This window comes from Citrobacter sp. wls829, from assembly GCF_005280825.1.
In the GTDB taxonomy this organism is placed as follows: Bacteria; Pseudomonadota; Gammaproteobacteria; order Enterobacterales; family Enterobacteriaceae; genus Citrobacter; species Citrobacter gillenii.
In genome coordinates this window covers 52487-71226 of sequence record NZ_SZWP01000058.1, presented here as the reverse complement: position 1 = coordinate 71226, position 18740 = coordinate 52487, and the positions used below count along the sequence as shown (strand labels likewise).

Here is an 18740-nt window from a genome sequence, read left to right as displayed (position 1 = left end):
TTAGTGCCACCACATAATGCCCTGCGTCGTAACCGCTGCGACCACAACATAACGCAACGCTTTGCCAAGGCATAAAAAAAAGAGTACTGGCCCCCACGAGATGCGCATCCATCCCGCTAGCAGGCACAGCAAATCCCCCACAACCGGCATCCAGCTTAATAATAGTGTGACAGCGCCATAGCGCTGCAGCCACCCCATCGCTTTCTCTTGCCATCGTGACGTTTTACGTAACGGGAAGAAACGCCCAAGGATAACGTTAGTTAACCCTCCAAGGCTATTACCCATTGTTGCTGTTAAGACTAAGACCCAGGGATGACTCACCCCGGAAACCAGCAGAGCCACTAAAACAACTTCAGAATTTCCAGGTAACAGCGTGGCGCTGAGGAAACTGCTGGCAAACAGTGACAGGAGTGACAGTCCATCACTCACAATAACCGGACATCCACGGCATCCATACTGGCCGCACGTGCAGCCTGCAGGCCGAAGTCAGCGTCTTCAAATACCACGCATTGAGTCGGGACAACACCCATACGCTCGGCACACAGTAAAAACGTGTCAGGTGCGGGTTTATGGCGTTGTACGTGGTCAGCTGCGACGACGGCATCAAAATAGTGACGTAGCCCTAAATGCGCGAGCAGCGCCTCTGCAATGGCACTTTCGCTCCCGGTTCCGACCGACATAGGCCGACGACCATGCCAGGCTTTAACAACATCAATAAGCGGCAATGGCTGAACGCTATCCAACAGCATGCTTTTAACGCTGTCGGTTTTTTCACGCGCCAGCGCATGGGGATCGAGATCGGCATGATTCAGTTCAATGACTGACTGTGCAATACGCCACGTTGGGGAACCGTTGAGTGCGACCATGGCCTGCTCGTCAAAACGGAGCCCATGACGCCCTAACACCTCATGCCACGCTTTACGGTGCGTTGGCTCGGTATCGAGAATGGTGCCATCCATATCAAAAATCAAACCCGCATAACGTTCGTACATCGTCTTCTCACAAGCCGAATGACCAGACGTTACTTTATCGTAATTGATTGATTTTGTCGCTGACAGCGAATTGAGGATTGTTTTAGAAGTTTGATTCAGAAAAAGAGAGATGGTGCTGGGGATTATTTCGGAGAAGATGGTGCATCCGGGAGGATTACTCACTGGCGTTCACCCTACGGGCCGTTGCTGAAGCAACGTTATCCTTCCTGGTGCTTGCGACTGTCTCGCAGACCATGAAACAACGGTTTAGCTGTTATTTCGGAGAAGATGGTGCATCCGGGAGGATTCGAACCTCCGACCGCTCGGTTCGTAGCCGAGTACTCTATCCAGCTGAGCTACGGATGCATCAGGGAACTTATTTTACTGCGATATTGATATCGCTATCAAAGCAATATCAAGTAAGAGATGGTGCATCCGGGAGGATTCGAACCTCCGACCGCTCGGTTCGTAGCCGAGTACTCTATCCAGCTGAGCTACGGATGCATCAGGGAAACTTACTTTACTGCAGAGTTGATACCGCTGCTAAAGCAATATCGGATAATATGGTGCATCCGGGAGGATTCGAACCTCCGACCGCTCGGTTCGTAGCCGAGTACTCTATCCAGCTGAGCTACGGATGCAAATGGCGGTGAGGCGGGGATTCGAACCCCGGATGCAGCTTTTGACCGCATACTCCCTTAGCAGGGGAGCGCCTTCAGCCTCTCGGCCACCTCACCAACAACGCCTCTTGCGAGTGCTTCGAAGAACTTGTTTCTGCTCATCGTCGCTGCGTGGCGCACATATTACTTTCTGGTACTTATAAGTCAAACAATTTTTCCAGTGCTTTTATCGTTTGCACATTTCACGCGCAATTAGTCTGCAAAAACGGCAAAAAGAGTGTTTTATCAACAGATAAATTGGCGTTTTCTCGGGGGGGCGGGCAAACAGAAAAATTGAGGAAAAGGCAAAAAGTGCAGTGCAGCAGTGAAAACAGCGTGAAATCAGAAGAACAAGATGGGTGTCAGGAGGTAAAGCGAAAAGGAAAAGTAACAGAAGCAGGAAAAGAGAGGCGCTAAATCAGGTTGCGCCTCACCAGAAAGGTGAGACGCGAAAACCTTAGTAACTGGACTGCTGGGATTTTTCAGCCTGGATACGCTGGTAGATCTCTTCCCGATGGACAGAAACTTCTTTCGGGGCGTTTACGCCGATGCGTACCTGGTTGCCCTTCACCCCTAAAACTGTCACGGTGACCTCATCGCCAATCATGAGGGTTTCACCAACTCGACGAGTCAGAATCAGCATTCTTTGCTCCTTGAAAGATTAAAAGAGTCGGGTCTCTCTGTATCCCGGCATTATCCATCATATAACGCCAAAAAGTAAGCGATGACAAACACCTAAGTGTAAGCAGTCACGGCATCACATTCTGTTAAACCTAAGTTTAGCCGATATACACAACTTCAACCTGACTTTATCGTTGTCGATAGCGTTGATGCAAACGCTGCAGATTGACCTCCGCAGCGTTGGATTACGCTTATAATTATTACAGTTTTGCGCTGACCCAGCCTTTCACACTGGCTAACGCTGTAGGCAGAGCTGCGGCATCCGTACCACCGGCTTGCGCCATGTCCGGACGACCACCACCCTTACCGCCTACCTGCTGAGCGACCATACCAATCAGTTCCCCTGCTTTCACACGGTCAGTCACATCCTTAGACACGCCCGCAATCAGAGAAACCTTACCTTCAACTACCGTTGCCAGTACGATAACGGTAGACCCCAGCTGATTTTTCAGATCATCAACCATGGTACGCAGCATTTTAGGTTCAACGTCGGTCAGTTCGCTGACCAGCAGTTTCACGCCGTTGATATCAACCGCTTTACTGGAAAGATTTGCACTCTCCTGCGCGGCGGCCTGTTCCTTCAATTGCTGCAATTCTTTCTCGAGCTGACGCGTACGCTCCAGTACGGAACGCACTTTGTCACCGATATTCTGGCTATCACCTTTCAGCAGATGCGCTATCTCGCTTAAGCGGTCGCTCTCAGCACGCACGGTATTGATAGCACCTTCGCCGGTTACAGCTTCGATACGACGCACACCCGCTGCAGTACCGGACTCAGACACGATGCGGAACAGGCCGATATCACCGGTACGGCTAGCGTGAGTACCACCACACAGTTCGGTAGAGAAATCCCCCATGCTCAGTACGCGCACGTGGTCATCATATTTCTCACCAAACAGCGCCATTGCGCCTTTGGCTTTCGCCGCGTCGAGATCCATGATGTTAGTTTCAATCGGCAGGTTGCGACGAATTTGCGCATTCACCAGATCTTCAACAGCACGAATTTCAGCTGGTTTCATCGCTTCGGTATGAGAGAAGTCGAAACGCAGAATTTTATCGTTAACCAGTGAGCCTTTCTGTGCCACGTGCGTGCCCAGAACCTGGCGCAGCGCCGCATGCATCAGGTGCGTTGCGGAGTGGTTCAAACGAATACGCGCACGACGCGCTTCATCGACGTCAGCCTGCACGGCATCGCCCACTTTCAGAGAACCCGCAGACAGTTTGCCGATGTGACCAATTGCCTGGCCATATTTTTGCGTATCGCTAACCGCAAACGCAAAGCCCGCACCTTTCAGTTCGCCTTTATCGCCAACCTGACCACCTGATTCCGCATAGAACGGCGTCTGGTCAAGGACGACAACAGCTTCCTGGCCTGCGTTAATTGCGTCTACCGCTTTACCATCTACAAACAGCGCGGTAACTTTACCGTTCAGTTCCAGATGCTCGTAGCCTTTAAATTCAGAGGTACCCTCAACGCGAATCATCGCATTGTAGTCGGCACCAAAACCGCTGGCTTCACGCGCGCGACGACGCTGTTCTTCCATTGCGGCTTCAAAGCCCGCTTCGTCAACCTTGATGTTGCGCTCACGGCAAACGTCTGCCGTCAGGTCAACCGGGAAGCCGTAGGTATCGTACAGGCGGAAGGCGGTTTCGCCATCCAGCGTATCGCCGGACAGTTTTGCCAGTTCTTCATCCAGCAGAGCCAGACCACGCTCCAGCGTGCGGGCAAACTGCTCTTCTTCAGTTTTCAGAACCTGCTCAACCAGTGCCTGCTGACGCTTCAGTTCTTCACCCGCAGAACCCATCACCTCGACCAGCGGCCCCACCAGCTTGTAGAAGAAGGTGTCTTTCGCGCCCAGCATGTTGCCATGACGCACCGCGCGACGAATGATACGACGCAGCACATAGCCACGGTTTTCATTCGACGGCACAACACCATCGGCAATCAGGAACGCGCAGGAACGGATATGGTCGGCAATCACGCGCAGCGATTTGTTGCTCAGATCGGTAGCACCGGTGACTTTCGCCACGGATTCAATCAGCGCGCGGAACAGGTCAATATCGTAGTTGGAGTTAACGTGTTGCAGCACAGCTGCAATACGCTCCAGACCCATACCGGTATCTACGGACGGCTTCGGCAGCGGTTCCATAGTACCGTCAGCCTGACGGTTAAACTGCATGAAGACGATGTTCCAGATCTCAATGTAGCGATCGCCATCTTCTTCTGCGCTTCCCGGAGGGCCACCCCAAATGTGGTCGCCGTGATCGTAGAAAATTTCGGTGCACGGACCGCAAGGACCGGTGTCACCCATCTGCCAGAAGTTGTCGGAGGCATAGGCCGCACCTTTGTTATCACCAATACGGATGATACGTTCGCGCGGAATACCGACTTCTTTCTCCCAGATTTCAAAGGCTTCATCGTCAGTTTCGTAAACGGTTACCCACAGACGCTCTTTCGGCAGGGCAAACCAGTTTTCACCGGTCAGCAGTTCCCATGCATACTGGATGGCGTCGTGTTTGAAGTAATCGCCGAAGCTGAAGTTACCCAGCATTTCGAAGAAAGTATGGTGACGTGCAGTGTAGCCGACGTTTTCCAGATCATTGTGTTTACCGCCCGCACGTACGCAACGCTGCGAAGTGGTTGCGCGGGAATAATTACGCTTGTCGAGACCAAGGAAAACATCCTTGAACTGGTTCATCCCGGCGTTGGTAAACAACAAAGTAGGGTCATTGTTTGGAACCAGGGAGCTGCTGGCAACTACCTGATGTCCTTTACTGTGGAAAAAATCGAGAAACGCCTGACGGATCTCAGCAGTGCTCTTGCTCATAATTATCCTGAAGAAATCAAGCTAACGAAATGTCATCACCAGCACAGGCACGTAAACAGCGCCGCTGGCAATCGAAAAGTGGGAATAAGATAAGTTTTCTTCACGGGGAAGTAAAATCCCGTATGCGCTCAATCGTCAAAATTTCGCCATATTGTCTGAATATCTTCCATCAGATAGCCGCGATAGAGCAAAAAACGCTGGACCTTCACCTTTTCTGCAAAATCCACCGGCAAGGGCTCACCGTATTTTCTGATGGCTTGATCTCGCGCCAACTGCGCCCACTCAATCTCACATTCACGCATCGCGCGTTCGATGGCTTCGCGGGAAATACCTTTCTGTCCCAACTCCTGGCGCACACGTGCGGGGCCATAGCCTTTACGGCTACGACTGGCGATAAATTGCTGAACGAAACGGTCGTCATCCAGGTAGCGGCTTTCTATACACCAGGCAATAACCTTATCGTAATCCTCTGGCGTAGCATCAATTTCTTCCGGTCCATTTTTTCCCATAACCGGGGCTGCCAGTTTCCGTCGCAGTTCCTGCTCACTGTGATCGCGCATGGCAAGTATGCGCACAGCGCGGTCAAGCAGTCGAGAATACGCGGATCGGCGAGACGTTGAATCTGTCATAGTGCACCTTCAGAAATGGAAAAGGGCCGCATCATATGCAGCCCTTTTTATACGATAAAATCAGATTATCAGAAATCTTCGTTCGTTTCTTTTACGCCTTCACTGCTGTCATCAACGGAGAAGTCCGGTTTTGAATCTTGGTTATTGAGCAGTAACTCGCGAACTTTTTTCTCAATTTCTTTTGCGGTAGTCGGGTTTTCTTTCAGCCAGTTGGTTGCGTTCGCTTTACCCTGACCAATTTTTTCACCGTTGTAGCTGTACCATGCGCCGGCTTTTTCAATCAGCTTCTCTTTCACGCCCAGGTCAACCAGTTCACCGTAGAAGTTGATGCCTTCACCGTAAAGGATCTGGAATTCGGCCTGTTTAAACGGCGCAGCAATTTTGTTTTTCACGACCTTAACGCGGGTTTCACTACCGACTACGTTATCGCCCTCTTTCACCGCGCCAATACGACGGATGTCCAGACGAACAGAGGCGTAGAATTTCAGTGCGTTACCACCGGTCGTGGTTTCCGGGTTACCGAACATGACGCCAATCTTCATACGGATCTGGTTGATGAAAATCAGCAGCGTATTGGACTGTTTCAGGTTACCCGCCAGTTTACGCATCGCCTGGCTCATCATACGTGCCGCGAGGCCCATGTGAGAGTCACCGATCTCGCCTTCGATTTCCGCCTTCGGCGTCAGCGCGGCAACGGAGTCAACAACGATAACGTCTACGGCACCGGAACGCGCCAGTGCGTCACAGATTTCCAGCGCTTGTTCACCGGTATCTGGCTGAGAACACAGCAGGTTGTCGATATCAACACCAAGCTTACGGGCATAAACAGGGTCAAGCGCGTGTTCTGCATCGATGAACGCACAGGTTTTACCTTCGCGCTGTGCGGCAGCAATCACCTGCAGCGTCAGGGTTGTTTTACCGGAGGATTCTGGCCCGTAGATTTCGACGATACGCCCCATCGGCAAACCGCCTGCACCCAATGCGATATCCAGAGAAAGCGAACCGGTGGAGATGGTTTCCACGTCCATGGAACGGTCTTCACCCAGGCGCATGATGGAGCCTTTACCGAATTGCTTTTCGATCTGGCCCAGCGCTGCCGCCAACGCTTTCTGTTTGTTTTCGTCGATAGCCATTAATTACTCCTGTCATGCCACTCTCGGGTTGAACCAAGAATCGTGAAAGATGATGTTCTGTTGACGCAATTATACTGTATGCTCATACAGTATCAAGTATTTTGTAGAAATTGTTGCCACAGGGTCTGTAACGCATAGGCGGTCGCCTGTCTACGCACCGCATCGCGGTCGCCGCTGAAGCATTCCCGGCGCGTGATCCCCTCGCCGCTTACGCTGGCAAAGGCAAACCAGACGGTCCCAACCGGCTTGTCTTCGCTGCCACCATCCGGCCCGGCAACTCCGCTTATAGAAACGGCGAAATCAGCGCGGGCCGCTTTTAACGCGCCAATGGCCATTTCAACAACCACCGGTTCACTCACCGCGCCATGCTGTGCCAGCGTCGCTTCTCGCACACCAATCATCTGCGACTTGGCTTCGTTACTGTAGGTCACGAATCCGCGCTCAAACCAGGCGGAACTGCCGGCGATATCCGTAATGACTTTCGCTACCCAACCGCCGGTACAGGACTCTGCGGTGGTCATCGTCGCGCCGCGCGCTTTCAATGCCAGCCCAACCTGTTCACTTAACTGCATCAGTTCACTGTCGGTCATTTCAGCCTCTGTCAGTTAAAAAATATGCCGGACAAGATAGCACTTTCAAAACAAATGTGGGGATGAGGAGAGTAATTTACGAGGGGGATTCCGGAAATAGATCCGTCGCGTCAAGAAGATCTGCCGGATGGCGGTGCCAGGCATCCTATCCGGCCTACAAGAGGTTTCCTCCTGTAGACCGGTTGCGGGTAATTACTGTACGCGCGCCAGCGCTACAGCCTGACCTAATTGCCAGACGGCCATCGCGTAATGCGTGCTGTGGTTATAGCGGGTAATGGTGTAGAAGTTCGGCAGCCCGTACCAGTATTGGTAACCGGTGCCAATATCCAGACGCAGCAGGCTGGCCTGCTGATGGTTACCCAACGACTGCTGTGGCGTCAGACCTGCAGCCGCAAGCTGAGAAATGCTGTACTGGGTTTTAAACCCGTTTGCCAGCCCTGGCGCCTGGCCATTTGCCGGCACCGCCACCGTATCGCCTTTCACCCAACCGTGACCTTTAAAGTAGTTTGCCACACTGCCGATGGCATCCTCCGGATCCCACAGGTTGATGTGCCCATCGCCATTGAAATCAACCGCATATTCTTTGTAAGAGGACGGCATGAACTGCCCGTAGCCCATTGCACCGGCAAAGGAGCCTTTCAGGTCCAGCGGGTCATCGCTTTCATCTCGAGCCATCAGCAGGAAGGTTTCCAGCTCACCGGAGAAGTATTCCGCCCGACGCGGATAGTTAAACGACAGCGTCGCCAGCGCATCCAGAATTCGCGTTTTACCCATCACGCGGCCCCAGCGGGTTTCGACACCGATAATGCCAACAATAATTTCCGGTGGTACGCCGTAGACCTGCCATGCGCGCTTCAGCGCATCTTCATGCTGGTTCCAGAACGCCACGCCATTTTGTACGTTATCTGGCGTGATGAACTGCTTGCGATAGCGCAGCCATGCACCGTTAGGCCCGGCTGGCGGCTGCGTTGTCGGTGCCTGACGGTCCATCAAGCGCAGAACGTAGTCCAGACGTTTGGCCTGCGACAGGATCTCCTGCAACTGCTGACGGTCAAAGCCGTGCTTGCTCACCATTTTATCGATGAACTGTTGCGCATTCGGATTATTGGCGAAGTCGCCGCCCGACAGCATGACGTTGTGTTGCGGCTCAAGCAGGAAGCCGCCAGAAGGCGTACCCGTTGTCGTTTGAGTCTCTGAAGGTTTTGGTTTGCTACTACAGGCAGCAAGCAACACACAAAGGGGAAGTAATGCTACATAACGACGCTTGAACATGAGACATCCATTAAACAGATTCAGCCAGAGAGAAGTATGGTAAAGCATCCACCGCCACACAAGGAAGCGGTAGTCGCGCTCCTTCGCAGAATTTACCGCCCCTTTCACCGTTTACCACCCCATTTGCGATCCCTCACGCAATAACTTTCACAATAAAATATTTATCTTTCATTTTGCGATCAAAATAACACTTTAAAATCTTTCATTGTGATTAAAATAAGCCACGTTCTAGCAAATTCCCAACCCCCTACAGGAGAGAATAATGATCGACACCATCACCCTGGGCGCAGAGTGGTTCATCGGGCTGTTTCAGAAAGGCGGAGAAGTGTTCACCAGCATGGTCACCGGGATTCTTCCACTGTTAATTAGCCTGCTGGTCATCATGAACGCGCTCATTAACTTTATTGGCCAGCAGCGAATTGAACGTTTTGCTCAACGCTGTGCCGGAAACCCGCTGTCTCGCTATCTACTGCTGCCGTGCATCGGCACCTTTGTTTTTTGTAATCCGATGACGTTGAGTCTGGGCCGGTTTATGCCCGAGAAGTACAAACCCAGTTACTACGCGGCAGCCTCTTATAGCTGCCACTCAATGAACGGGCTGTTTCCACACATCAATCCCGGCGAACTGTTTGTCTATCTGGGGATCGCCAGCGGCCTGACCACGCTTGGCCTGCCGCTCGGTCCACTCGCGGTGAGCTATCTGCTGGTTGGCCTGGTGACAAACTTCTTCCGCGGCTGGGTGACCGACCTCACCACCTCCATCTTCGAAAAGAAAATGGGCATTCAACTTGAGCAGAAAGTCCATCTGGCGGGAGCGACATCATGAGGCGTATTCGTATTGAAAGAGGTACCGGTGGCTGGGGTGGCCCGCTTGAACTGGACGCAACCCCCGGTAAGAAAATTGTCTATATCACCGCAGGAACACGCCCGGCGATTGTCGACAAGCTGGCGCAATTAACCGGCTGGCAGGCTATTGATGGCTTTAAAGAGGGCGAGCCTGCAGAAGACGAAATCGGCGCAGCCATCATCGACTGCGGCGGCACGCTACGCTGCGGTATTTACCCGAAACGCCGGATTCCGACAATTAACATTCATTCCACCGGGAAGTCCGGCCCACTGGCGCAGTACATTACCGAAGATATTTATGTCTCCGGCGTCAAAGAAGACAACATTACCGCAGTCGGTGAAGCCGCCGCGACGCCACCACCGGCAGGCACCACGGCGGGTCGCGACTACGACACCAGTAAAAAGATCACTGAACAGAGCGATGGCCTGCTGGCGAAAGTCGGCATGGGCATGGGTTCCGCCGTGGCGGTATTGTTCCAGTCCGGGCGAGACACGATTGATACCGTACTGAAAACCATTCTGCCGTTTATGGCATTCGTCTCGGCGTTGATCGGCATAATCATGGCCTCCGGTCTGGGTGACTGGATCGCCCACGGCCTGGCGCCGCTGGCCAGCCATCCGCTGGGGCTCGTGACGCTGGCATTAATCTGTTCCTTCCCGCTGCTGTCGCCGTTCCTCGGCCCAGGCGCGGTGATCGCTCAGGTTATCGGCGTATTGATTGGTGTGCAGATTGGTCTGGGCAACATCCCTCCACATCTGGCGCTGCCTGCGCTATTCGCGATCAACGCCCAGGCCGCCTGTGACTTCATCCCTGTGGGATTATCACTGGCAGAAGCCCGTCAGGACACCGTGCGCGTCGGCGTGCCGTCCGTACTGGTAAGCCGCTTCCTGACTGGCGCGCCTACCGTTCTCATCGCCTGGTTTGTTTCCGGCTTTATTTATCAATAAGAGGCTCTCAAAGATGACCGTGATCTATCAAACCACCATCACCCGCATTGGCCAGAGCGCACCGGATGCACTCTGTGACCAGATGCTGATTACCTTTCGTGAAGGCGCGCCTGCGGATATCGAAGAGTTTTGTTTCATCCACTGCCACGGCGAGCTAAATGGCGTTCTGCAGGCGGGTATTCAGTTTGAGCTGGGCCAGCATCGCTACCCGGTCACCGCCGTGGGTAGTGTGGCAGAAATGAACTTGCGTGAACTGGGGCATATCACCCTGCGCTTCGACGGACAGAGTGAAGCGGAATTTCCTGGCACCGTACACGTTGCGGGGCCGGTACCGGACGCCATCGCGCCGGGCTGTATTTTGAAGTTTGTTGCTTAAGCGTAAAGGAGAGAAAAATGAATCAAGTTGCCGTTGTCATTGGTGGAGGCCAGACCCTGGGGGCATTCCTTTGCCGTGGGCTTGCGACAGAGGGATACCGCGTTGCGGTGGTCGATATTCAAAGCGATAAAGCCGCAAACGTGGCGCAGGAAATTAATGCCGAGTTTGGTGAGGGTACCGCTTACGGCTTTGGTGCCGACGCCACCAGCGAACAAAGCGTGCTGGCGCTATCACGCGGGGTAGATGAGATATTCGGTCGCGCCGACCTGCTGGTTTACAGTGCCGGTATCGCCAAAGCGGCGTTTATCAGCGACTTTGAGCTTGGAGATTTCGACCGCTCGCTGCAGGTGAATCTGGTCGGTTATTTCCTCTGTGCACGTGAATTCTCACGCCTGATGATCCGCGACGGCGTGCAGGGGCGCATTATCCAGATCAACTCAAAATCCGGCAAAGTGGGCAGCAAACACAACTCAGGTTACAGCGCAGCAAAATTCGGCGGCGTGGGATTAACCCAGTCACTGGCGTTGGATCTCGCGGAATACGGGATTACCGTGCATTCCTTGATGCTCGGTAATCTGTTGAAATCACCGATGTTCCAGTCGTTGTTACCACAGTATGCCACCAAGCTTGGCCTCAAACCGGATGAAGTGGAGCAGTACTATGTGGATAAGGTCCCACTCAAGCGCGGCTGCGATTATCAGGACGTGCTGAACATGTTGCTGTTTTACGCCAGCCCGAAAGCGTCTTACTGCACCGGACAATCGATTAACGTCACCGGCGGTCAGGTGATGTTCTAAGAGGTATGATTGCCCGGTGGCGCTACGCTTACCGGGCCTACGAATATTATGTAGGCCGGATAAGCGTAGCGCCACCCGGCATATAATCAAGGAGCAATAACATGGTTTCCGCACTGATTACCGTCGCCGCCATCGCCTGGTGCCTACAGCTAGCGCTGGGCGGCTGGCAAATATCCCGCTTTAATCGCGCGTTCGACAAGCTTTGTCAGCAGGGTCGGGTCGGCGTCGGGCGTTCCGGCGGACGTTTTAAACCGCGCGTTGTGGTTGCTATCGCTCTGGATGAGCAACAGCGGGTAACTGATACGTTATTTATGAAAGGTCTTACCGTATTCGCCAGACCAGGCAAAATTGCCCCGATAATGGGCAAACATCTTGATGAATTACAGCCTGATGTGATCTTTCCCCATGATCCTCTCTCCCAAAATGCACTATCATTGGCGCTTAAACTGAAACATGGATAATTTCGTTATGAATGCTATTAGCTTGCGAAATTATCATTTTGCAACCTACACCCTAAATAATTCGAGTTGCAGGACAAAACGCCTCGGCTGTTTTGAACAGCGCTTGCGCTGGCCCCGAAGGGGTGAGGCCGTAAGGCCGAATAAAGCCTGTGATCTTTCCCCATGATCCTCTCTCCCAAAATGCACTATCATTGGCGCTTAAACTGAAACATGGATAATTTCGTTATGAATGCTATTAGCTTGCGAAATTATCATTTTGCAACCTACACCCTAAATAATTCGAGTTGCAGGACAAAACGCCTCGGCTGTTTTGAACAGCGCTTGCGCTGGCCCCGAAGGGGTGAGGCCGTAAGGCCGAATAAAGCCTACGCACATGCAGCTTGAAGTATGACGGGTATATACATAAGTCAGGGTAATCACGCCTATGAAACCTCGTCAGCGTCAGGCTGCCATACTGGAGCACCTGCAAAAGCAGGGAAAATGCTCGGTTGAAGAACTGGCCCACTACTTTGACACAACCGGCACGACCATTCGCAAAGACCTGGTCACTCTGGAAAATGCCGGCACCGTCATTCGCACCTATGGCGGCGTAGTATTAAACAAAGACGAATCTGACCCGCCCATCGATCACAAAACGCTAATCAACACGCATAAAAAAGCGCAAATTGCCGAAGCCGCCGTGCGTTTTATTCACGACGGCGACTCAATCATTCTCGACGCAGGCAGCACCGTTTTGCAGATGGTGCCGATGCTCACCCGCTTTAGTAACATCACCGTGATGACCAACAGCCTGCACATTGTTAACGCCCTTTCGGAACTGGACAACGAGCAAACTATCCTGATGCCCGGCGGGACATTTCGCAAAAAATCGGCGTCATTTCACGGACAGCTGGCAGAAAATGCCTTCGAGCAGTTCAGTTTTGATAAACTCTTCATGGGGACCGACGGCATCGATCTGAATGCGGGTGTGACCACCTTTAATGAGGTCTATACCGTCAGCAAGGCGATGTGCAATGCCGCTCGCGAAGTGATTCTGATGGCGGACTCGTCGAAATTCGGGCGTAAAAGCCCCAATGTGGTATGCAGTCTGGAAAGCGTCGACAAGCTGATTACTGATGCGGGCATCGACCCTGTATTTCGTCAGGCGCTGGAAGCAAAAGGGATAGAAGTGATCATAACCGGAGAAACCAATGAGTGATGCACTACTGAACGCGGGCCGTCAGACGTTAATGCTGGAACTCCAGGAAGCCAGCCGACTGCCAGAACGCCTCGGCGATGACTTTGTTCGTGCCGCCAATACTATCATCCACTGCGAAGGCAAAGTGATTGTCTCCGGAATTGGTAAGTCTGGCCATATTGGCAAAAAAATCGCCGCGACCCTCGCCAGCACCGGCACCCCGGCATTCTTCGTGCATCCAGCGGAAGCACTGCACGGCGACTTAGGCATGATTGAAAGCCGCGATGTGATGCTCTTCATCTCCTACTCCGGCGGCGCGAAAGAGCTGGATCTCATCATTCCGCGTCTGGAAGACAAATCCGTCGCGCTGCTGGCGATGACCGGAAAACCCACCTCGCCATTAGGTCTGGCCGCCAAAGCCGTACTGGATATTTCGGTTGAACGTGAAGCCTGTCCGATGCGTCTGGCACCCACTTCCAGCACCGTCAACACCCTGATGATGGGCGATGCGCTGGCAATTGCCGTCATGCAAGCGCGCGGTTTTAACGAAGAGGATTTTGCGCGCTCTCATCCGGCCGGTGCGCTGGGCGCTCGTCTGTTAAACAAGGTGCACCACCTGATGCGCCGCGACGACGCCGTACCGCAGGTGACGCTTACTACCAGCGTTATGGACGCCATGCTGGAACTGAGCCGCACCGGTCTGGGTCTGGTGGCGGTCTGCGACGAGCAGTCTCTGGTGAAAGGTGTCTTTACCGACGGTGACCTGCGTCGCTGGCTGGTTGGTGGCGGCGCACTCAGCACGGAAGTACGCGAAGCGATGACCCCGAATGGCGTCACGCTGCAGGCACAAAGCCGCGCGATTGACGCCAAAGAGGTTCTGATGAAGCGCAAAATCACTGCCGCACCGGTGGTGGATGAAAACGGCAAACTCACCGGCGCAATTAACCTGCAGGATTTTTATCAGGCGGGCATTCTCTAATCCTTCAGTCCCAGACGCTTCGCCAGCCGATGCAGGTTGGCGACGTCGGTTTCCAGCGCCCGCGCGCTTGCCGCCCAGCTATGGTTATTCTGCGCCAGCGCCCGGCGGATCATCTCCCGCTGAAAAGACTCCGTGGCTTCGCGCAGATTGTGATTCAGCGGGATCTCCGCCATGACGTCGGCTTCAGCCTGCGGCGTATGCGCCTCTTCCTGTAAGGCAAAGTGCTGCGGCTCCAGCACCACTTCATCCCCTGCCCTTGTTGCCCTGGCCAGCACCACCGCACGATGAATAGCATGTTCCAGCTCACGCACGTTACCCGGCCAACCGTAGCTCAGCAGATGGCGACGCGCACCAGGGCTTAGCACCACACGGGAAAGTCCCAGCCGCAGCCGGCACTGTTCGCAAAAATAACCCGCCAGCAAAACCACATCTTCACCGCGCTCACGCAGCGGTGGCACCGAAAGGGGAAAGACGCTCAGACGGTGGAACAGGTCGGCGCGGAAATTCCCGGCCAGCACCTCTTCGCGTAAATCACGGTTGGTGGCTGCCAGCACGCGAACATCCACCCGCAGGCTGCGATCGTCACCCACTCGCTGAATATCACCGTACTGCAACACGCGCAGCAGCTTGGCCTGCAACGCCAGTGACAGTTCGCCAATCTCGTCCAGGAACAGCGTGCCGTTGTCCGCCATTTCAAACTTGCCGCTACGGTTGCTGATGGCCCCGGTAAAGGCACCTTTCACATGGCCAAACAGTTCGCTTTCCGCGACGCTTTCTGGCAACGCGGCACAGTTAAGATACACCAGCGGATTCACCGCACGCGGCGAGCCTTCATGAATTGCTTTCGCCACCAGCTCTTTCCCGGTTCCCGTTTCGCCGCTGATTAAGACGTTAAGATCGGAGCCTGCCACAATCTCAATCTCTTTTTTCAGCTGCATCATATTAGGCGACAGGCCAATCATCTGCGTTTCCGTCACCTGTTCGAAAGCGGTGGACGAACCCGGCAGCATATTCTGGCTTTCCAGCTGTTCAATCAGCAGCGCATTGCTCAGCGCCCCCGCCGCCAGTGCGGCAATCAACCTAAGCTCTTCATCGCTGAAGACATCGAACTGATCTGGCTCCATACCATCCAGCGTCAGCGCGCCAATCAAATTTTGTCCGGCAAACAGCGGCAGCCCAATGCAGGCATGGACCTTCAGGCTTTCCTGGCCGGGGATCAGCCCATCGTACGGATCGGGCAAATCGCTGTCGGCTGGAAAACGCACCACGTCCCCGGCGCGGGCAATCGCTTCCAGACGCGGATGCCCCTCCAGCGTAAAACGTCTGCCGAGAACATCCTGCGCCAGCCCGTCGATCGCCAGCGGAATAAACTGTCGTGATTCATAGCGCAGCAGCGCCGACGCATCACACTCCAGCACCTGACGCAGCGTCGTGATCAGGCGTTGAAAACGATCCTGATGCCCAATACCGCTTTGTAATTCAATGGCGATACCCGCCAGCACATCAACGGAAAAACTCATGGCTACCTCATTGTCATTTTGACAATGCATATTGTCATATTGACAACAAAAAGCATAGTCATTTTGACAGCCCATTTAGAGTAGTAAAACATTAAACTGTTATGAATCAATTAAATAAAAAGTTGGCACGCAACCTGCAATAAGCAAAACATCTTTTTTAGAAACACGCTAAATTAATTACTGAGGTTGCTATGTCTATTCTGGTTAAAAATAACATTCATTGGGTTGGCCAACGTGACTGGGAAGTTCGTGATTTCCACGGGACCGAATACAAAACGCTGCGCGGTAGCAGCTACAACAGCTATCTTATCCGTGAAGAAAAAAATGTCCTGATCGATACAGTAGACCACAAGTTTAGCCGTGAATTCGTGCAGAATCTGCGCAATGAAATTGACCTGGCAGATATTGACTACATCATCATTAACCATGCAGAAGAAGACCACGCCGGTGCGCTGACCGAGCTGATGTCCTGCATCCCGGACACGCCGATTTACTGCACCGCTAACGCTATTGACTCCATCACCGGCCACCACCATCACCCGGAATGGAACTTCAACGTGGTAAAAACCGGTGACTCACTGGATATCGGTAATGGCAAACAGCTGATCTTCGTTGAAACCCCGATGCTGCACTGGCCGGACAGCATGATGACTTACATGACCGGTGACGCCGTGCTGTTCAGTAACGATGCTTTTGGTCAGCACTACTGTGACGAACGTCTGTTCAACGACGAAGTAGATCAGACTGAACTGTTCGAACAGTGCCAGCGCTACTACGCCAACATCCTGACACCGTTCAGCCGCCTGGTTACGCCAAAAATCACTGAAATCCTCGGCTTCAATCTGCCGGTTGACATGATTGCCACCTCTCACGGTGTGGTATGGCGCGACAACCCAACGCAGATCGTTGAGATGTACCTGAAATGGGCGGCGGATTATCAGGAAGACCGCATCACCATTTTCTACGACACCATGTCCAATAACACCCGTATGATGGCCGACGCCATTGCCCAGGGCATCAACGAAGTTGACCCGAACGTGGCAGTGAAAATCTTTAACGTCGCCCGCAGCGATAAAAACGAAGTCCTGACGAACGTCTTCCGCTCTAAAGGCGTGCTGGTCGGCACCTCCACGATGAACAACGTGATGATGCCGAAGATCGCCGGTCTGGTCGAAGAGATGACCGGCCTGCGTTTTCGCAATAAACGCGCCAGCGCCTTCGGCTCACACGGCTGGAGCGGCGGTGCGGTAGACCGTCTGTCCACGCGTCTGCAGGATGCCGGTTTTGAAATGTCCCTGAGCCTGAAAGCCAAATGGCGCCCGGATCTGGATGCGCTGGAACTGTGCCGTCAGCACGGTCGTGAAATTGCACGTCAGTGGGCGCTCGCTCCACTGCCGGAAACCAGCGTCAAAGCCGCAACCAAAGAGGAAGAGTGCGCCTGTGCCGCCGCCGCGGCCGCTGACCTTGGACCTTGCATGCAGTGCAGCGTTTGCCAGTGGATCTACGATCCAGAGAAAGGCGAGCCGCTGCAGGATGTCGCACCGGGTACACCGTGGAGCGACGTGCCGGAAAACTTCCTGTGCCCGGAATGTTCATTAGGCAAAGACGTCTTCGACGTACTGGCTACGGAGGCAAAATGAGCCGCGGAATTGTCATTATTGGTTCGGGATTCGCCGCCCGCCAGTTAGTCAAAAATATCCGTAAGCAGGATGCGACTGTCCCGCTGACCCTGATTGCCGCTGACAGCATCGATGAGTACAACAAGCCCGATCTCAGCCATGTTATCAGCCAGGCACAGCGTGCCGACGACCTCACCCGCCAGTCGGCGGGGGAGTTTGCCGAACAGTTTAATTTGCGCCTGTTCCCGCACACCTGGGTGACCGACATCGATGCCGATGCTCACGTAGTGAAAAGCCAGGACAAGCAGTGGCAGTATGACAAGCTGGTGCTGGCTACGGGGGCATCAGCCTTTGTACCGCCGGTGACCGGACGTGAGTTAATGCTCACACTGAACAGCCAGCAGGAGTATCGCGCCTGTGAAACGCAACTGCGCGATGCGCAGCGAGTCCTGATTGTTGGCGGTGGTTTGATTGGCAGCGAGCTGGCGATGGATTTCTGCCGTGCCGGTAAAGCGGTGACGCTTATCGATAACGCTGCCAGCATTCTGGCCTCGTTAATGCCGCCAGAAGTCAGCAGCCGTTTACAGCATCGTCTGACCGATATGGGCGTACACCTGCTGCTGAAATCACAGTTGCAGAGTCTGGAGAAAACCAGCACCGGTATTCGCGCCACGCTCGATCGTAACCGCAGTGTAGACGTTGATGCGGTGATTGCCGCAACCGGTCTGCGTGCAGAAACCGCGCTGGCGCGTCGCGCCGGGTTAACCATCAATCGCGGCGTTTGCGTTGACAGCTATCTGCAAACCAGCCACCCGGATATTTACGCCCTCGGTGACTGCGCAGAAATTAATGGTCAGGTCCTGCCGTTCCTGCAGCCGATTCAGCTCAGCGCGATGTATCTGGCGAAAAACCTGCTCGGCGGCAATGCCCCGCTGAAACTGCCAGCCATGCTGGTAAAAATCAAAACGCCGGAGCTGCCATTACACCTGGCAGGGGAAACCCAGCGTCGCGATCTGAACTGGCATATTGCGGCTGAAGCAGAAGGTATGGTCGCCAGAGGAATGAACAGCGAAGGCCAACTGTGTGCCTTCGTGGTGAGCGAAGATCGTATGAAGGAGGCCTTCGCGCTGCTGAAAACACTGCCCGTGTAAACAATGTTGTGCCATTGCTTGTTTTATTAACCTCACGCACACGGATGTGCGTTGCCACTTGTCGGTATGCCCCGACTTGCTTTTCTTGCCCCGCCAGTCCCGG

Annotated in this window: 18 protein-coding genes and 4 tRNA genes; 9 read left to right on the top strand and 13 right to left on the bottom strand. The window is 53.7% G+C overall.

Going from position 1 to position 18740, the window contains the following annotated elements; translation table 11 throughout:
• The 12 genes from FDW88_RS12050 to mltB form a co-directional block, all read right to left on the bottom strand.
• Nucleotides 1–429 carry a YqaA family protein gene (locus tag FDW88_RS12050; protein WP_115257642.1) on the bottom strand — a complete coding sequence of 143 codons (429 nt, stop codon included), beginning with the start codon at nt 427–429 and terminating at the stop codon, nt 1–3.
• The gene (gene yqaB / locus FDW88_RS12045) at nt 426–992 is read right to left on the bottom strand and encodes a fructose-1-phosphate/6-phosphogluconate phosphatase (RefSeq protein ID WP_137362612.1); all 567 of its coding nucleotides are present in this window, start codon (nt 990–992) and stop codon (nt 426–428) included. Before yqaB ends, FDW88_RS12050 begins: the two co-directional genes overlap by 4 nt.
• A gap of 268 nt (nt 993–1260) precedes the next feature.
• Nucleotides 1261–1337, bottom strand: a tRNA-Arg gene (locus FDW88_RS12040).
• Between the two features lie 61 nt (nt 1338–1398).
• Nucleotides 1399–1475: transfer RNA gene (locus tag FDW88_RS12035), tRNA-Arg, on the bottom strand.
• Nucleotides 1476–1535: 60 nt separating this feature from the next.
• Nucleotides 1536–1612: transfer RNA gene (locus FDW88_RS12030), tRNA-Arg, on the bottom strand.
• Nucleotides 1613–1615: 3 nt separating this feature from the next.
• Nucleotides 1616–1708, bottom strand: a tRNA-Ser gene (locus FDW88_RS12025).
• Nucleotides 1709–2087: 379 nt separating this feature from the next.
• Complete coding sequence (gene csrA / locus FDW88_RS12020) at nt 2088–2273, bottom strand: carbon storage regulator CsrA (protein WP_000906486.1); 186 nt, start codon at nt 2271–2273, stop codon at nt 2088–2090.
• Nucleotides 2274–2511: 238 nt separating this feature from the next.
• A complete protein-coding gene (alaS, locus tag FDW88_RS12015; RefSeq protein ID WP_115257640.1) occupies nt 2512–5139 on the bottom strand; it encodes an alanine--tRNA ligase in 2628 nt (875 codons plus the stop codon).
• 128 nt (nt 5140–5267) lie between these two features.
• Entirely contained in the window at nt 5268–5768 is a 501-nt protein-coding gene (gene recX, locus FDW88_RS12010) for a recombination regulator RecX (RefSeq protein ID WP_115257639.1), read from the bottom strand.
• Nucleotides 5769–5836: 68 nt separating this feature from the next.
• The gene (gene recA / locus FDW88_RS12005; RefSeq protein ID WP_115257638.1) at nt 5837–6901 is read right to left on the bottom strand and encodes a recombinase RecA; all 1065 of its coding nucleotides are present in this window, start codon (nt 6899–6901) and stop codon (nt 5837–5839) included.
• Between the two features lie 92 nt (nt 6902–6993).
• Nucleotides 6994–7491, bottom strand: coding sequence for a nicotinamide-nucleotide amidase (gene pncC / locus FDW88_RS12000; protein ID WP_096755986.1), 498 nt, complete (start codon nt 7489–7491; stop codon nt 6994–6996).
• Nucleotides 7492–7683: 192 nt separating this feature from the next.
• The gene (gene mltB / locus FDW88_RS11995) at nt 7684–8763 is read right to left on the bottom strand and encodes a lytic murein transglycosylase B (RefSeq protein ID WP_096755985.1); all 1080 of its coding nucleotides are present in this window, start codon (nt 8761–8763) and stop codon (nt 7684–7686) included.
• 262 nt (nt 8764–9025) lie between these two features.
• On the opposite strand from mltB, the gene srlA reads away from it, so the two are divergent.
• The 7 genes from srlA (at nt 9026) to gutQ (ending at nt 14347) form a co-directional block, all read left to right on the top strand.
• The gene (srlA, locus tag FDW88_RS11990; protein ID WP_096755984.1) at nt 9026–9589 is read left to right on the top strand and encodes a PTS glucitol/sorbitol transporter subunit IIC; all 564 of its coding nucleotides are present in this window, start codon (nt 9026–9028) and stop codon (nt 9587–9589) included.
• A complete protein-coding gene (locus tag FDW88_RS11985) occupies nt 9586–10557 on the top strand; it encodes a PTS glucitol/sorbitol transporter subunit IIB (RefSeq protein WP_117343188.1) in 972 nt (323 codons plus the stop codon). Before srlA ends, FDW88_RS11985 begins: the two co-directional genes overlap by 4 nt.
• A 13-nt stretch (nt 10558–10570) precedes the next feature.
• Nucleotides 10571–10933, top strand: a complete 363-nt coding sequence (gene srlB / locus FDW88_RS11980; protein ID WP_096755982.1) for a PTS glucitol/sorbitol transporter subunit IIA — start codon at nt 10571–10573, stop codon at nt 10931–10933.
• A gap of 17 nt (nt 10934–10950) precedes the next feature.
• Nucleotides 10951–11730 (top strand): sorbitol-6-phosphate dehydrogenase, encoded by a 780-nt coding sequence (gene srlD / locus FDW88_RS11975; RefSeq protein WP_115257636.1) that lies wholly within the window; start codon nt 10951–10953, stop codon nt 11728–11730.
• Between the two features lie 101 nt (nt 11731–11831).
• Complete coding sequence (gene gutM / locus FDW88_RS11970; protein ID WP_115257635.1) at nt 11832–12191, top strand: transcriptional regulator GutM; 360 nt, start codon at nt 11832–11834, stop codon at nt 12189–12191.
• A gap of 424 nt (nt 12192–12615) precedes the next feature.
• Nucleotides 12616–13389: a DNA-binding transcriptional repressor gene (locus FDW88_RS11965; protein ID WP_117343186.1), complete on the top strand. Its 774-nt coding sequence runs from the start codon at nt 12616–12618 to the stop codon at nt 13387–13389.
• On the top strand, nt 13382–14347 hold the full coding sequence (gutQ, locus tag FDW88_RS11960; protein WP_096755978.1) for an arabinose-5-phosphate isomerase GutQ: 966 nt from the start codon (nt 13382–13384) through the stop codon (nt 14345–14347). The genes FDW88_RS11965 and gutQ overlap by 8 nt, the downstream gene beginning before the upstream one ends.
• On the opposite strand, the gene norR is transcribed toward gutQ, so the two are convergent.
• Complete coding sequence (norR, locus tag FDW88_RS11955; RefSeq protein ID WP_117343185.1) at nt 14344–15867, bottom strand: nitric oxide reductase transcriptional regulator NorR; 1524 nt, start codon at nt 15865–15867, stop codon at nt 14344–14346. The two genes, gutQ and norR, sit on opposite strands and share 4 nt — an antisense overlap.
• A 191-nt stretch (nt 15868–16058) precedes the next feature.
• On the opposite strand from norR, the gene norV reads away from it, so the two are divergent.
• Together norV and norW are read left to right on the top strand one after the other, a co-directional pair.
• Nucleotides 16059–17507: an anaerobic nitric oxide reductase flavorubredoxin gene (gene norV / locus FDW88_RS11950; protein WP_096755976.1), complete on the top strand. Its 1449-nt coding sequence runs from the start codon at nt 16059–16061 to the stop codon at nt 17505–17507.
• A complete protein-coding gene (norW, locus tag FDW88_RS11945) occupies nt 17504–18637 on the top strand; it encodes an NADH:flavorubredoxin reductase NorW (RefSeq protein ID WP_096755975.1) in 1134 nt (377 codons plus the stop codon). Before norV ends, norW begins: the two co-directional genes overlap by 4 nt.
• Nucleotides 18638–18740 lie beyond the last annotated feature (103 nt).